This is a genomic window from Paraburkholderia jirisanensis, assembly GCF_054782355.1.
This window is the reverse complement of record NZ_BAAGSQ010000026.1, coordinates 1179642-1193763: the sequence shown is the minus strand read 5'-3', so window position 1 is coordinate 1193763 and position 14122 is coordinate 1179642. Positions and strand designations below refer to the sequence as shown.

Sequence of the window (14122 nt, the reverse complement as noted above, 5' to 3'; positions counted from 1 at the left end):
CAAGGAACCCGATACATGATCAAACGCCCGTCGAAACAACTACCGCCGAATCGGCCTTCACCCCAGCGCCCGCAAGGCATCGGCGCATCGCTCACGCGCAAGGAAGACGCGCGCTTCATGCACGGGCGCGGCGAATACGTCGGCAATATCCGCATGGTCGGCATGCTCGACGTCGCGTTCGTGCGCAGCCCGATTGCGCATGGGCACATCGTCGGCATCGAAAAACCGGCGGGTCTCGAGCACGCGGTTTATACGCTTACGGACCTCGAAGGCGTTGCGCCGATCGTCGCGAACTCCGGCTTGCCGGGCTTCAAGAATTCCGAGCAGCCGGTGCTCGCGCACGGCAAGGTGCGCCAGGTCGGCGAGATGATCGCGATGTGCGTGGCCGACACGCGCGCGCAGGCCGAAGATATCGCCGCGCAGGTGTTCGTCGACTTCGAGGAACTGCCGGCCGTGGTCGACATGCTCGATGCGCGCCGTGAAGGCAGCGCGCTGGTGCATGAGCACTGGGGCGACAACGTCTTTCTGGAAACCTTCGTCGATGCCTACAACGAACTCGATCTCGACGAGATCCGCCAGCATGCGCCGATCCGCGTGCAGCGCAAGCTGCGCACGGCCCGCCAGAGCATGGCGCCGATGGAAGGCCGCGGCGTGGTGGTGCACTGGGACCGGCGGCTCGCGCAGCTGATCGTGCACACTTCCGCGCAGATGCCGCACATCACGCGCACGGGTCTTGCCCAATGCCTCGGCCTCGATGAAGGCCAGGTGCGCGTGATCGCACCGGACGTCGGCGGCGGCTTCGGCTACAAGGGCATTCTGCTACCCGAAGAAGTGTGCTGTAGCTGGCTGGCGATGCAGCTGGAGCGCCCCATCCGCTGGATCGAAGACCGCCGCGAGCAGCTCACTGCCAACGCGAACTGCCGCGAGCACGACTACGACATCACCGCCTACGCAGACCGCGACGGCCGCCTGATCGCGATCGACTGCGAAGCCACCGTCGATTCGGGCGCGTATTCGTCGTATCCGTTTTCCGCGTGTCTCGAAGCGGCGCAGGTCGGCAGCATTCTGCCGGGCCCGTACAAAATGGACCGCTACCGCTGCCGGACGTGGTCGGTCGCGACCAACAAGCCGCCGATCCTGCCGTACCGTGGCGTCGCGCGGACCGGCGTGTGCTACGCGATCGAAACGATGATGGACGCGATCGCCGTGCAAGCCGGGCTCGAACCGCACGAAGTCCGCTTGCGCAATCTGGTCGAGCCGCACGAAATGCCGTTCGACAACATCACCAACAAGCACTTCGACAGCGGCAACTATCCGGAAGCGGTGCGCCGCGCGGTCGCCGCGATCGATCTGCCTGCGGTGCGTGCACGGCAACAGCGTGGCGAACCGGACGGACGGCGCATCGGCTTCGGCCTCGCGGTGTTCTGCGAGCAAGGCGCACACGGCACCTCCGTGTATCACGGCTGGGGCATTCCGATGGTGCCGGGCCGCGAGCCCGCGGTGCTGCGTCTGACACCGGACGGTGTGCTCGAAGTGCGCGCCGGTGTGCATTCGCACGGCCAGAGCATGGAGACCACGCTCGCGCAGATCGCGCACGACGTGTTGGGCATCGACACCGACCGCGTGCGTATCGTCCTCGGCGATACGGGTGTTACGCCCTATTCCACCGGCACGTGGGGCTCGCGCTCGATCGTGATGGCCGGCGGCGCCGTCGGCCAGGCCGCAAAGGAACTGAAGGAGCGCATGCTGAAGATCGGCGCATGGCTGCTGAAGGAACCCGTCGATCAGGTGCGCTGGGAACCGGGTGCGGTGGTCGGCGCAAACGGCACCTGCCCGCTCGAACAGATCGCGCACACGTGGTACCTGAAACCGCAACTGCTGCCGCCGGATGTCGACCCGCGCGGTCTCGAAGTCGCCACCACGTACCAGGCCAAACGCGACACCGGCACCTTCAGTTACGCGTGCCACGCCGTGGTGATCGCACTCGATACCGCACTCGGCCAGACCGAGATTCTCGACTATGTGATCGTCGAAGACGGCGGCGTGCTGATCAACCCGATGGTGGTCGACGGTCAGGTGTACGGCGGCGCTGCGCAAGGCATCGGCACCGCGCTGTACGAAGCGATGCCGTACAGCGAAGACGGCCAGCCGCTCGCGTCGACGCTTGCCGACTATCTGCTGCCCGGCGCGACCGAAGTGCCGCCGATCCGCATCGAGCATATGGAAACGCCCGCACCGTACACCGAGTTCGGTCAGAAAGGCATTGGCGAATCCGGCGCGATCGGTTCGACCGCGGCCATCGCCAACGCGGTCAACGACGCGCTGCGTGCGCTCGGCGCCGAAGTGACGTGCCTGCCGATCTCGCCGCGCGTGGTGCTCGAAGCGCTCGCGCAAGCGGGCGCGCGCCAACCCGCCACGCAAGGAGTGCCCGCATGAAAGCCGCCATGTTCGATTATGAAAAGCCGCAGCACAGCGACGAAGCGGTACGCCTCGTCGCCGCGAGCGGCGGCATCGGCAAGTACGTGGCCGGCAGCCAGTCGCTCGGGCCGATGATGAATCTGCGTTTCGCGCAACCGGAACTGCTGGTCGACGTGCGCGGCATCGCCGCGCTGCGCGAGTGCCGCGACGAAGGCACACACGGCGTACTCGGCGCGGGTATCACGCACGCGCAGATCGAAGACCGCGCGGTCGACGATTACACGCAAGGCTTGATGGCCTACGTCGCGCGCGGCATCGCGTATCGCGCGGTGCGCAATCGCGGCACGCTCGGCGGCAGTCTCGCGCATGCGGACCCGGCGGCCGACTGGATCAACGTGATGAGCGGCCTCGACGCCGAGTTCCTGATCGCCGGCCCGCAAGGCGCGCGCACCGTGACAAGCGCGGACTGGATGATCGGCGCATTCACCACCGCGCTCGAACCGGAAGACATGCTGACCGGTGTACGCATCCGCAAGCTGAGCGCGACCGCGCGCTGGAGCTACTACAAGTTCAACCGCAAGCCGGGCGAATTCGCCGAGGCGATTGCGCTTGTGATAGACGATGCCGCAGCCGGCGTGTGCCGCGCGCTGATCGGCGCGCTCGACGGCGCACCGCATCTGATCGCCGATGCGCGCGCACTGGTGGCCGATGCGTCCGCGGCTGCACTGGAACCGCATCTGCTCGACGCCGGCCTCGAAACCGGCAGCTACGAATATCAGGTGCATCGCGTCGCGCTTGAACGCGCGATCGCGACGCTCCGCACGCATGGCAGGAACCCGCAATGAGCGATACGCTGAAAAAACCGCTGCAATTGACTGTGAATGCCGCGCCCGTCGCTGCGTTTGTCGAACCGCGCACGCATCTGGCCGACTTCCTGCGCGAAACGCAAATGCTGACCGGTACCAATATCGGCTGCGAACAGGGCGTGTGCGGCGCATGCACGGTGATGGTCGACGGCGCGCCGGCCCGTTCGTGCATCACGCCGGCCATCGCCTGCGCAGGTGCCCAGGTACGCACCATCGAAGGCTTCGACGAAGACACGCTGATGAACGAGCTACGCACCGCGTTCAGCGCCGAGCACGCGTTGCAATGCGGCTATTGCACGCCGGGCATGCTGGTCACCGCGCGCGACATCGTCACGCGGCTGCCCGACGCCGACGATGCGCGTGTACGCGTCGAGTTGTCCGGCAATCTGTGCCGCTGTACCGGCTATGTCGGCATCGTGCGCGCAATCCGCCGCGTGCTCGATGCGCGGCGCGCGGCGGCAGCGCAAGCGCTCGCCGTTGCGTCGGCCACCGCAGCCGCCTGAAACCTTCTGCTTCTAACGCTCCTTCGCCCGCGAGACTCAATGGAAATCGAACAAAGCTTTAGCGTCGCCTATCCGCTCGACGACGTGTGGGCGTCGTTTCACGACACGCCTGGCATCGTCGCGTGCCTGCCTGGGGCTTCGCTCGCGGCGCCGCCCGATAACGGCCAACTCAAGCTGATGATGACCGTCAAGCTCGGCCCGATCGTCGCGAACTTCGCCGGCGACGGCGAGATGACGCTCGACGAAGCCGCGAAGTGCGGCAGCGTTAGTGGCGGCGGCGTGGACCGCAAGAGCTCGTCGCGCGTGAAAGGCGTCGCGGCATTCGCGCTGCACGCGGTCGCGCCGCGCGAAACGCGCGTCGACGTGACGGTCGATTACACAATCGCCGGCACGCTTGCGCAGTTTTCGCGCGGCGGCATCGTCAAGGAACTCGCGACGCGGATGACCGAAGCGTTTGCGCAGAATCTGAAGGTGAAGCTTGACGCTGCGCAGGGTGCGCCGGTGCCTCGCGGCGACGACGTTGCTGTCGCTGTGGACACCACCGCTGCGCCCGCTCATACGCAGCCGGTATCGACTGCCGCAGCGCAGAGTGCACCGCCTGCCGTTGGCGACGTACAAACCGATAGCGTGCTCGCACAGCCCGCAGCGGCCCCCGGCGGCGTTGGGCACGCAACCATTGGCATGTCGTCCGACGCGTCGGCTACGCCGGTTTCAGATACACCGCGGACGAGCACCGCAATGCAAGCGGACGCTGCAAGCGTGTTGCCCGTTGCAGTAGCAGAACATTCGGCCAGCACGCGTGGCGAGCCGGTGGCAAACGATCGATCGTTGCCCGCCGACGATGCAGCGGAACCCCTCACCTCTGTGCAGCAACCGGCGCCTGCGGTTCCTTCAGGCGCCGCCGCGCAATCGGCGGCGATCGAACCGACGCGCCAGCAGATCATGCAAAGCATCGCCGCGGCCCAGACCGCACCCGCGTCCGCGGCTGGGACGACGCCAAAGTCGGCGCCCGCTGCAAACGCCGCGCATGGCGCAACACGCGCGCCGCAAACGTCTTCTCCCGCACCGATGCCGCAGAACGCCCCGCTCGATCTCGGCAACCTGTTCTGGAAAATGCTGTGGGCGCGGGTGCGCGGCTGGCTGGGTTTCGGCGCGAGTTCCCGATGAGCGCGGCCGCTGCAAACCACGCGGCGCTGGAGCGCCTGTACGCCGTGCGTCCGCATTGGCAGCGCGTGGTGCGCGCGCGCGACGCACTCAACCTGCCCGACTACACGCTGCTGCACGCCGGCCCGCCTTATGAGGATCCGCGCGATCCGGCCGCGCCGGTGTTGTCGTCGGCGGTGCTGTCCTGCCTGTACGAAAAGTGGGCCGCGACCGAGGCCGAAGCCGAACGGTTGATCGCCAATGGCTGGGTGCGCCTCGTCAGCGCGCAATCGTACGGCGTCGTCACGCCGCTCGCTGCGGTTGTGTCGCCTTCCGCGATGCTAGTCGAGGTGGCAGACCCGGTCGCATCGGCGCGCCGCGCTTGGTCGCTGCTCGGCAGCGGCGCCGGCCCGCAGATCCGTTTCGGCAGTCGTAACCCCGCAGTGCTTGCGCGGCTCGAGTGGCGCGACACGGTGCTCGCGCGCGAACTGGCCACCGTGCTCGAAGCGGGTCCGCTCGATCTGCTCGCACTCGCCGCTGCTGGCGTTGCCGGTGGCGACGATCTGCATGCGCGCACCAGCGCCGCCACCGCGGCCTTGCTCGCGCACATCGCGCCGCGTCTGCGCGAGCCGTCGGTTGCCGCGATGCTTGCGGATACGCCGCTGTTTTTCCTCACGCTGTGGATGGCCGCATGCCATCTGATGATGGGTGCTGCCGCAGAATCCGTCGCAGTGCCTGAACCCGACGCGGTGCCGAAACGGACTGCCCAGACCGGATCCACTGCGGCACCCAAACGCACTGCGGCGACCCAATCGACCGCTCAGACCAAACCCGCCGCTGTATCCAACCCCGCCGCCGCGACCGAACCGCCCCATCCTGCCGATCGCACATCACATCCCGCATCGACACTCGTCATCGCGCTGGCCGGCAATGGCCGCGAAGTCGGTATCCGCCTGGCAGGCAACCCTTCGGTGTGGACCACCCGTCCAACCGCCGCGCCCGCCGGCCCGCGTCTCGACCCCACGGCACAGCATGCGGTGGCGCCGCTCACCGGCGATAGCGGCGTAATCGATGCCGCGGGCTTCGGCGCGCAGGCGTTCGCGCTGGCCCCCGAACCGGCCAGCGCACTCGCCGCGTGGTTGCCGCCACGGTGGCGCGACACGCAGCCCGCACTGCTCGCCGGCCGCCACCCCGGCTTCGCCACATTGCGCTGCGCGCTCGACGCGGCCGCGATCACGCAGCACAATATCGAACCGCTAGCCGCAATCGCGATGATCGGCGCCGACGGACGCACCGGGCTACTTGGCCGCGGCGTCTATGCGGCTCCGGTCGAACTGTTCGCCGCCGCGCTGAATATCCTGAACGCGCGCTGAGCATGCGCGGCACACGCAACACGCGGTGAACCGCACCATGCAACCGCCCGCTCTTTTGTTCCGTTCTTACCGTACCCGATGCTGATCAACGACCCCGCCACCTTCGCCGCCGTATCCGCTGCCTTCGACGCTTACGAGAAAGCGCTGACGAGCAACGACGTCGCGATGCTCGACACGCTGTTCTGGAACAGCCCGCACACGCTGCGCTACGGCGCCACCGAGAACCTGCAAGGCTACGATGCGATTCGCGCGTTCCGCGCGCAGCGGCCCGGCAAGGGCTTGATGCGCACCGTGGTGGACCGCTCGATCACGACCTTCGGTTACGACCATGCGGTCGCCAATATCACCTTCACGCGTGACGGCGAACCTCGCATCGGCCGGCAATCGCAGAGCTGGGCAAAAATCGACGGCGACTGGCGCGTGGTCGCCGCTCACGTGAGCTGGATGGACACATGAACACCTCGACTGAATCGACCCACTCCACCAACCCGACCAACCCGACCGACTCGACCGACCGCAGCGTGCAGAACCCGCTGTTGCAACCGGGGTTGGACGGCGCTTACGTGCGCGATGGTTTTGGTGCGTTGCCCGCCGCATATGCGGAAAAACTCGCGGAAAAACTCGCCGCGCAGCGCGCCTCATCCAGCAACGCCCCCCTCGCTGGCCGCACGCTCGCCGTCAAGGATGTATTCGACGTCGAAGGTCTGCGCACGGGCAGCGGTAATCCGCTGTGGGCCGCGCAGCAGCCGCTCGCCGCGCACACCGCACCACCCGTACGCGTGCTGCTCGAAGCGGGCGCGCAATGGACCGGCAAGACCGTCACCGACGAACTGACCTACAGCCTCGCCGGCATCAACGCGCACTACGGCACACCGCGCAACCCGGCGGATCCGCAACGGCTGCCTGGCGGCTCGTCGTCAGGCTCGGTGGTGGCGGTCGCGGCCGGCCATGCGGACATCGGCCTGGGCACCGACTGCGGCGGCTCGATCCGGCTGCCGGCGAGCTACTGCGGCATCTGGGGCATCCGGCCTACTCATGGCCGCATCGCCGCCAACGGCTGCTTCACGCTCGCGCACAGCTTCGACACGGTCGGCTGGTTCACGCGCGACGGCGCGCTGCTCGCCGAAGTATTCGCCTTGCTCGCGCATAGCGAAGTGGCGCCGCTGCCGGAGCGCGTCACGCTGTGCATACCCGACGACATCGTGCCGCTGTTGCAAGGCCACGTGCGCGGCGCGTTCGCGGCTGCGGTCGCCGCGCTGTCGGACCGCTTCACGACCAATCTGCTCGCGTCGGGTAGTCTCGCGCCGCACAAGTGGGCCCAAAGCTTCCGTGTACTGCAGGCCGCCGAAATCGCACAGCAGCATGGCGCCTGGGCGCTCGAGCATCTGGACAGCTTCGGCGCGGACGTAGGCGCACGCATGAATGCCGCCGTCACTATCGGCGCGGCGCAGGTGCACGACGAACAACGCACGCGCAGCGATGCGATCCGGCGTCTCGCGGGCATTTTCGACGACGCGCCCACCTATCTCGTGATGCCCACGCTGCCGTGGATCGCGCCGCGTATCGACGCGTCGCGCGACGAAGTCGACGACGTGCGCGCCCGTTCGCAACAGATGCTGTGCATTGCAGGGCTCGCGGGCTTGCCGCAAGTCAACCTGCCGTGGCTGACGTTCGACGGCGCACCGCTCGGCATGTCGGTGGTCGGCGCGCGCGGCGACGACGAAAACGTGCTTGCGGTCGCACGCGCGGTACACGACGCACTCGCGTCAGCCGCCGTCTGAATCTGCCTGTTTTGCTCGCGCGCCGTGCCGACGGCCCGGCAGGATCGGCGTGCGGCTCAATTCGTTGTTGGTCTCGACGAGCTTCAGCAGGTACGTCATGAACTGCTTGCGGTCTTTCGCCGGCAGCGCGGCCAGCGTGCGCTCGTGTGCGCGCTCGACGCCCACTTCGAGCCGCGTCAGCAGTGCGCGCCCGACGTCGGTCAGCTCGGCGAGCTTCTTGCGCTTGTCGGTACGCGAGCCGCGCCGCTGGATAAAGCGCCGCTCGGCGAGCCGCCCGATCACATCGGCGGTATTCGCGCGATCGAGCCCGACCGCGCGCGACAGCACGATCTGCTCGGACGGCCCTAACTGGTCCAGCGCGGTCAGAATGCTGTATTGCACCGGCGTGATGCCCTCCGGCGCGCACTCCTCGATAAACAGCGCCACGTGAATCTGATGCAGCCGGCGAATCAGAAAGCCGGGCCGCGCTTCGAGCGCGATGTGCCGCCACTCGGAGGAATCGTCGTCGGCGACGTCTGCGGCGGCGGCCTCATCCGATGCAGCGGACGCGTTGGAAGCATTGGACGCAGCCGATACAGCTGCGTTGCCGCTGCGCTTGCGCGCCACGCGGGCCGTGGTCATGGTGCGGATACACCGACAGCTGCGGATGCGGTAGCGGGCGCAACCGCAGGCGCGGGCCACACCGTCACTTCAATCGGCGTTGGCCGGAAACCGGACGACGGGTTGTTCTGCTGCGGGCAATTCGACAACACCGCAAGCACCGGCATTTCAGCTTGCAGCAGCACGTAATCGCCCGCCTTCGACGTACTCGGCGCGATCTCGACCTGGCCATCGGCATCAAAGGTCACGCGCATGAAGAAGTTGATGTTCGACACGATCTCCGAAGGCGACAGCGACCACTTCGCCAGCTCCGCCACGAAGTTGCTGCGGCAGGACAGCGTCTTGACGACGCCATAACGCAGATGGTCCATCTCGTTGCTACAGCAGCCGGCCAGCGTATCGTGCAGGCCGCAGGTGTCTTCGAGCACCGTGAACATCTTGCGCGCGCGATCGGACCATAGCGTCTTGCCTTTGGTCACATACAGCGAGCGGTTCAGCTTGACGGTGTTCGGCACGTTGAGCCGGTCGAGCGGCAGCTCGGCCGAATAGCACAGGAAATCGACTGCCTGCTGCCCTTCGAGATCGACGATCTTAAGCCGCTCGCCAGGTTCGAGACGGCGCGACCAGCGGCCGCCCGGCGCAATCGTTTCGGTATAAGACGGCGCGGCAACCGTGCCTTGCGCGTATGGCTCGCTCATCGTCGGATCTCCTTGTATTCGCGATATCGTTAGTACACATCGTATCAGGAAGAAATCCGCCGCGTGACACTGATTCATCACGCTGTCCGAACGTTTCAGAGGTTGCCGAAGCGCCGCTGCCGTGCGTGCACGCGCACTGCGTCCAAACGATCCAAACCAGTGCAAAACACGCTGTGCAGCGTGCATTGGCGTGACGCTTTGGTGCGCCGCGCCGGTGCAGCCGCGATGCAGTGCGGCGCGACCCACCGTCGCACGAAGCGCATCTTGTCATGCGCTTCGTTGGCATGCCCCTTGCATTGTCAAAACCGAAACTCGTAAGTGTGCATACAAATATCGCTGTTCGCAGCGACGACTCATCGACCGGCACGCACGCCATACGCTACGCACCGGTTTTAACCGCAAAGGGGTAATGCCATGTCGTCCCGTCTCACTCGCGTCACCGCCCTCCCGACTCACGCGCGCACGGCCGGCCGGCGCGCCGCGCTCGTCATGCTGCTCACCGCGGTGGCCGCGGTCGGCACCGGCATCGGTCACATCAAGTCCGCGAACGCGGCGAGCGCCGACGAGATCAAGGCGCGCGGCTATCTGAGCGTAGCGACCGAAGACGACTTCAAGCCGTTCGAGTTCGTCGACAACGGCACGCCGACCGGCTACGACAACGAGATGCTCGCGCTGGTGAAGAAGAAGCTGCCGATCGAAGTGCGCCAGCAGATCATGCCGTGGCCGGGCATTCTGCCGGGCGTGACCACCGGCAAGTACGACATGGCGGTGACCGCGGTGCTAGTCACGCCGGAGCGCAAGAACACCTTCGATTTCACCACGCCGCTGGTCGAATCGACCACCTTCTACGCGACGAAAAAAGGTTCGAGCATCAAGTCGGCTGACGATCTGCTCGGCAAGGTGGTCGGCGTGCAGACTGGCAGCGCGATGCTGGCCGACGTGAAGGCCTACGACGAAGCACTGAAGAAGAAGCACGGTGGCCAAGGCATCAAGCAGATCGTCGAATACCAGTCGTATCCGGAAGCGTACCAGGACCTGGGTGTCGGCCGCCTGGATGCTGTGGCAAACACGCAGATCAATCTGAACTCGCTGATCAAGACGCGCCCCGACACCTTCGTGCTCGGTCAGGCGATCGGCCAGCCGGTGTATATCGCGTGGGCCGTGAAGAAGGGCAATGCCGCTGCACTGCAGATGATCAACGCCGTACTGTTCGATCTGCGCAAGAGCGGCGAAATGTACGCAATGCAGAAGAAGTGGTTCGGCGCGAGCTTCGAATCGATGCCGCAGTCGATCAACTGATGTTCGTAGACGAGCCCGCCTGATGACCGCATTCGACTACTGGAGCATTACCCGTGGCGCGCTCGCGACGATCTCGCTGTCGCTCGCGAGCATCGTGCTCGGCGTGCCGCTCGGCCTCGGGCTCGCGCTGATCCGCTGGGCGCGCGTGCCGGTGCTGGACCGTATCGTGTATTCGTACGTCAGCATCGTGCGTTCGTGCCCGACCGTCACACTGACGCTGCTGATCTTCTTCGCGCTGCCGCAATTCGGGCTGTCGCTCGACCCGATCCCGGCCGCGATCGTGGCGCTGACGGTCAGCACGTCCGCGTTCAATTGCGAGGTGTGGCGCGGCGCGTTGATTGCGTTTCCGCGCGATCAGTATGACGCGGCATTGTCGTTCGCGATGCCGCGTGCCACGCGGATGCGCCGCATCGTGCTGCCGCAGGTATGGCGCGCGAGCCTGCCGGGCCTCGTCAACGAAATGACGCTGCAGATCAAGTCGACCCCAGCGGTTGCGGTGATCGGCATTGTCGAGATCACGCGTGCGGCGCTGCGGGTCGGCTCGAATACGTATGAGCCGCTGCCGCCGTTCGTGTTCGCGCTGGTGCTGTACAGCGTGATCGTCTATGCGCTGTTGCGTCTGCAAAAAATGATCGAGTTGCGCATGCGGCATGGAGCGCTCGCATGATCCATGACTTCGCCATCATCTGGGCCCAACGCGCCGACGTGCTGGCCGGCCTGCTGAACACGGTGATCCTGCTGGTCGGCTCGGCAATCGCGTCGCTGGTGCTCGGTGCGCTGCTCACGCCGATGTTGATGAGCAAGCGCCGCGCGATCGCACGCGCCGCCACCGCCTATGTCGACGCGATGCGTTGCGCGCCGTTCCTGTTGTTCGTCTACCTGATCTATTTCGGATTGCCGACGCTTGGCATCAGCCTGTCGAACTGGTGGTCCGGTGCGATTGCGCTGATCCTGTACAACACCGCATATATGGCGGAACTGCTGCGCGGCGCGTGGCACGAACTGCCGGAAACGCTGATCGAGTCGGGCAAGGCATTCGGCTTTTCCGGCTTCACGCTGCTGCGCCGGATCATCCTGCCGCCGATCTTCCTGCGCGCGTTGCCGATGATCGGCAACCAGATCATCCAGATCGTCAAGGACAGTGCGTTTCTGACCGTGATCGCAGTCAACGAACTGACGCACGAGATGACCGGCATCCAGTCCACCTATTTCATTCCATTCGCTGCCTTCGTCACGGCAGTGCTGCTTTACTGGTGCGTGTGCCTTGCAATCGAGGCCGGCACCGGCGTGCTGAACCAATACGCTGAGGACCGCCGCTCGTGAACTCCCCTATCGATTGGGCTGCCGCTCAGACCGCCACACCGGCCGCACAAGCCGCCGCCACCGCGCACGACAGCGTGCGTCCGGTGGTGATGCTAAGCGGCATCTCGAAGTCGTTCGGCACGAACCAGGTGCTGCGCGACGTGTCGTTGCAGGTCGCGCCCGGCGAAACCATCTGTCTGCTCGGGCCGTCCGGCTGCGGCAAATCCACGTTGCTTCGCTGCATCAACTGGCTCGAGACGCCCGACGCGGGCAGCATCCATATCTCCGGCAAGCGGATGGGCGTGCGCGACAACACCCGCATCAAGATGAGCGATACGGATCTCGCGCAGATGCGCGCGAAGATCGGCATGGTGTTTCAGCATTTCGCGCTGTGGCCGCATCTGACGGTGATCGAAAACGTGATGGAAGCGCCGCTGCATGTGTTGAAGCGCGACCGCGCCGAAGTGCGCGCGGAAGCCGAAGCGCTGCTCGCGCGCGTGGGCCTGTCCGACAAGCACGACCAGTTTCCGTCGCGGCTGTCGGGTGGCCAGAAGCAGCGCGTCGGCATTGCCCGCGCGCTGGCGATGAAGCCCGATGTGCTGCTGTTCGACGAGCCGACCAGCGCGCTCGATCCGGAACTGGTCGGCGAAGTGCTGGCGGTGATGAAGGCGCTCGCCAGCGAAGGCGCGACGATGATCATCGTCACGCACGAGATGGAGTTTGCGCGCCAGGTCGCATCGCGCATCGTGTTTATGGATGGCGGCGTGGTGGCGGAGACCGCGCCGCCTGAAGCGTTCTTCAGCGCGCCGAAGTCGCCGCGCGCGCAGCAGTTTCTGTCGCGCTTTAACAAGAACTGAGCGCAGCAGCCGGCCGCGGCGTTGCGGCGTGTTTTCGGCTGCTGCCGCAGCCAGCGCTCGCGGTTACTCGCGGCCCAGATAAATCTGGTCGAGGCAGCCGGCGGTGCGATGCGCTGCTGCCCCGCGCGGCTGCGCGTACGCGCTCGCCGTTACTTGCGCCCCGCGTAGATCTGATCGAACGTGCCGCCATCGGCGAAATGCACCTTCTGCGCGTTCTGCCAGTTGCCGAACATCTGTTCGACGGTGAAGGTCTTGATCGGTTTGAACTCGGCCGAATGCTTCGCGAGCACCGCTGCATCGGTTGGCCGCAGGTGGTGTTTCGCGAAGATCTCCTGCCCGGCCGGCGAATACAGAAAGTCGAGAAACGCCTGCGATTCCTTGCGCGTGCCACGCTTGTCCACCACCTTGTCGATCAGCGCCACCGGCGGTGCCGCGACGATACTCACCGACGGATACACCGCCTCGTATTTGTCGCCGCCGCCCACGCCGCTATCCATCAGCGCCACTTCGTTCTCGAAGGTCACCAGCACGTCGCCGATACCGCGCTGCGTAAAGGTAGTGGTTGCGCCACGGCCGCCCGTATCGAGCACCGGCACGTTGGCGAAGATCGCCTTCTCGAAGTCGAGCGCCTGCGCATCGGTTGCGCCGTGCTGCTTCTTGTAGCCCCACGCAGCCAGATACGTGTAGCGGCCGTTGCCGGCCGTCTTCGGATTCGGAATGACCACCTGCACGCCAGGCTTCGCCAGGTCGTCCCAGTCCTTGATGTGTTTCGGGTTGCCCTTCTTCACGAGGAACACCATCGTGGTCGTATACGGCGCGCTGTCGTTCGGCAGCCGCGTGCGCCAGTTTTCCGGCAGCAGATGCCCTTGCTGCGCAAGCAGATCGATGTCGTTCGGCTGGTTCATCGTCACCACGTCGGCGGGCAGCCCCTGCAGCACCGACAACGCCTGCGCGCTCGATGCGCCATGCGACTGGTTCACCGTCACGGTCTCGCCGGTCTTCTGCTTATAGGCCGCGATAAAGGCCGGATCGATATCCTTGTAGAGTTCGCGAGCAACGTCATACGACACGTTGAGGATCGTCGTGTCAGCCTGCGCGCGTTGCGGCGCGGCTTGCCACAGCGCGAGCGCCGCGGCAGTCGCAAACAGTGCGCGGGCCAGCGCCGGCCGGCGCGATCGGATCGTGTTGGTTGTCAATTCTGTTCTCCGTTGAATGTCCCGTTGGGTGTGTCCCATTGCAGCCGGTGCGCGCTGCCCGCGTCATGCGCGGACCGCGGCACCGG

14 protein-coding genes are annotated in these 14122 nt (G+C 66.0%); 11 read left to right on the top strand and 3 right to left on the bottom strand.

Annotation, left to right across the window (positions count from 1 at the left end; translation table 11 throughout):
• Positions 1-15: 15 nt before the first annotated feature.
• The 7 genes from ACYVNQ_RS21660 (at position 16) to ACYVNQ_RS21630 (ending at position 8084) form a co-directional block, all read left to right on the top strand.
• Entirely contained in the window at positions 16-2436 is a 2421-nt protein-coding gene (locus ACYVNQ_RS21660; RefSeq protein WP_460904636.1) for a xanthine dehydrogenase family protein molybdopterin-binding subunit, read from the top strand.
• Positions 2433-3263 carry an FAD binding domain-containing protein gene (locus tag ACYVNQ_RS21655; RefSeq protein ID WP_460904635.1) on the top strand — a complete coding sequence of 277 codons (831 nt, stop codon included), beginning with the start codon at positions 2433-2435 and terminating at the stop codon, positions 3261-3263. Before ACYVNQ_RS21660 ends, ACYVNQ_RS21655 begins: the two co-directional genes overlap by 4 nt.
• Positions 3260-3787 carry a (2Fe-2S)-binding protein gene (locus ACYVNQ_RS21650; protein WP_460904633.1) on the top strand — a complete coding sequence of 176 codons (528 nt, stop codon included), beginning with the start codon at positions 3260-3262 and terminating at the stop codon, positions 3785-3787. Before ACYVNQ_RS21655 ends, ACYVNQ_RS21650 begins: the two co-directional genes overlap by 4 nt.
• 39 nt (positions 3788-3826) lie before the next feature.
• Positions 3827-4954: an SRPBCC family protein gene (locus ACYVNQ_RS21645; RefSeq protein WP_460904632.1), complete on the top strand. Its 1128-nt coding sequence runs from the start codon at positions 3827-3829 to the stop codon at positions 4952-4954.
• The gene (locus tag ACYVNQ_RS21640) at positions 4951-6303 is read left to right on the top strand and encodes an oxamate carbamoyltransferase subunit AllG family protein (RefSeq protein WP_460904631.1); all 1353 of its coding nucleotides are present in this window, start codon (positions 4951-4953) and stop codon (positions 6301-6303) included. The genes ACYVNQ_RS21645 and ACYVNQ_RS21640 overlap by 4 nt, the downstream gene beginning before the upstream one ends.
• 78 nt (positions 6304-6381) lie before the next feature.
• Entirely contained in the window at positions 6382-6759 is a 378-nt protein-coding gene (gene hpxZ / locus ACYVNQ_RS21635) for an oxalurate catabolism protein HpxZ (RefSeq protein ID WP_460904629.1), read from the top strand.
• Positions 6760-6824: 65 nt separating this feature from the next.
• Positions 6825-8084, top strand: coding sequence for an amidase (locus ACYVNQ_RS21630; protein WP_460904981.1), 1260 nt, complete (start codon positions 6825-6827; stop codon positions 8082-8084).
• Here the strand turns inward: ACYVNQ_RS21630 and ACYVNQ_RS21625 are convergent.
• A complete protein-coding gene (locus ACYVNQ_RS21625) occupies positions 8070-8705 on the bottom strand; it encodes a MarR family winged helix-turn-helix transcriptional regulator (RefSeq protein WP_460904628.1) in 636 nt (211 codons plus the stop codon). The two genes, ACYVNQ_RS21630 and ACYVNQ_RS21625, sit on opposite strands and share 15 nt — an antisense overlap.
• Complete coding sequence (locus tag ACYVNQ_RS21620) at positions 8702-9382, bottom strand: DUF1989 domain-containing protein (protein WP_460904626.1); 681 nt, start codon at positions 9380-9382, stop codon at positions 8702-8704. Before ACYVNQ_RS21620 ends, ACYVNQ_RS21625 begins: the two co-directional genes overlap by 4 nt.
• 414 nt (positions 9383-9796) lie before the next feature.
• Between ACYVNQ_RS21620 and ACYVNQ_RS21615 the strand changes: the two genes are divergently transcribed.
• The 4 genes from ACYVNQ_RS21615 to ACYVNQ_RS21600 all read left to right on the top strand — a co-directional run bounded on the left by ACYVNQ_RS21615 (position 9797) and on the right by ACYVNQ_RS21600 (position 12840).
• Entirely contained in the window at positions 9797-10681 is an 885-nt protein-coding gene (locus ACYVNQ_RS21615) for a transporter substrate-binding domain-containing protein (RefSeq protein ID WP_460904625.1), read from the top strand.
• Positions 10682-10703: 22 nt separating this feature from the next.
• The gene (locus ACYVNQ_RS21610; protein WP_460904623.1) at positions 10704-11348 is read left to right on the top strand and encodes an amino acid ABC transporter permease; all 645 of its coding nucleotides are present in this window, start codon (positions 10704-10706) and stop codon (positions 11346-11348) included.
• Entirely contained in the window at positions 11345-12004 is a 660-nt protein-coding gene (locus ACYVNQ_RS21605; protein WP_460904622.1) for an amino acid ABC transporter permease, read from the top strand. Before ACYVNQ_RS21610 ends, ACYVNQ_RS21605 begins: the two co-directional genes overlap by 4 nt.
• Positions 12005-12093: 89 nt before the next feature.
• Positions 12094-12840 (top strand): amino acid ABC transporter ATP-binding protein, encoded by a 747-nt coding sequence (locus tag ACYVNQ_RS21600; RefSeq protein ID WP_460904980.1) that lies wholly within the window; start codon positions 12094-12096, stop codon positions 12838-12840.
• A gap of 149 nt (positions 12841-12989) precedes the next feature.
• Here ACYVNQ_RS21600 and ACYVNQ_RS21595 read toward each other — a convergent pair whose 3' ends face one another.
• A complete protein-coding gene (locus ACYVNQ_RS21595) occupies positions 12990-14075 on the bottom strand; it encodes a sulfate ABC transporter substrate-binding protein (RefSeq protein ID WP_460904621.1) in 1086 nt (361 codons plus the stop codon).
• Positions 14076-14122 lie beyond the last annotated feature (47 nt).

What these genes read in the sequence shown, in the direction of transcription:
- ACYVNQ_RS21660 (WP_460904636.1), top strand. Translation starts at nt 16, where the DNA reads ATGATCAAACGCCCGTCGAAACAACTACCGCCGAATCGGCCTTCACCC.
- ACYVNQ_RS21655 (WP_460904635.1), top strand. Translation starts at nt 2,433, where the DNA reads ATGAAAGCCGCCATGTTCGATTATGAAAAGCCGCAGCACAGCGACGAA.
- ACYVNQ_RS21650 (WP_460904633.1), top strand. Translation starts at nt 3,260, where the DNA reads ATGAGCGATACGCTGAAAAAACCGCTGCAATTGACTGTGAATGCCGCG.
- ACYVNQ_RS21645 (WP_460904632.1), top strand. Translation starts at nt 3,827, where the DNA reads ATGGAAATCGAACAAAGCTTTAGCGTCGCCTATCCGCTCGACGACGTG.
- ACYVNQ_RS21640 (WP_460904631.1), top strand. Translation starts at nt 4,951, where the DNA reads ATGAGCGCGGCCGCTGCAAACCACGCGGCGCTGGAGCGCCTGTACGCC.
- hpxZ (WP_460904629.1), top strand. Translation starts at nt 6,382, where the DNA reads ATGCTGATCAACGACCCCGCCACCTTCGCCGCCGTATCCGCTGCCTTC.
- ACYVNQ_RS21625 (WP_460904628.1), bottom strand. Translation starts at nt 8,705, where the DNA reads ATGACCACGGCCCGCGTGGCGCGCAAGCGCAGCGGCAACGCAGCTGTA.
- ACYVNQ_RS21620 (WP_460904626.1), bottom strand. Translation starts at nt 9,382, where the DNA reads ATGAGCGAGCCATACGCGCAAGGCACGGTTGCCGCGCCGTCTTATACC.
- ACYVNQ_RS21615 (WP_460904625.1), top strand. Translation starts at nt 9,797, where the DNA reads ATGTCGTCCCGTCTCACTCGCGTCACCGCCCTCCCGACTCACGCGCGC.
- ACYVNQ_RS21610 (WP_460904623.1), top strand. Translation starts at nt 10,704, where the DNA reads ATGACCGCATTCGACTACTGGAGCATTACCCGTGGCGCGCTCGCGACG.
- ACYVNQ_RS21605 (WP_460904622.1), top strand. Translation starts at nt 11,345, where the DNA reads ATGATCCATGACTTCGCCATCATCTGGGCCCAACGCGCCGACGTGCTG.
- ACYVNQ_RS21600 (WP_460904980.1), top strand. Translation starts at nt 12,094, where the DNA reads ATGCTAAGCGGCATCTCGAAGTCGTTCGGCACGAACCAGGTGCTGCGC.
- ACYVNQ_RS21595 (WP_460904621.1), bottom strand. Translation starts at nt 14,075, where the DNA reads ATGGGACACACCCAACGGGACATTCAACGGAGAACAGAATTGACAACC.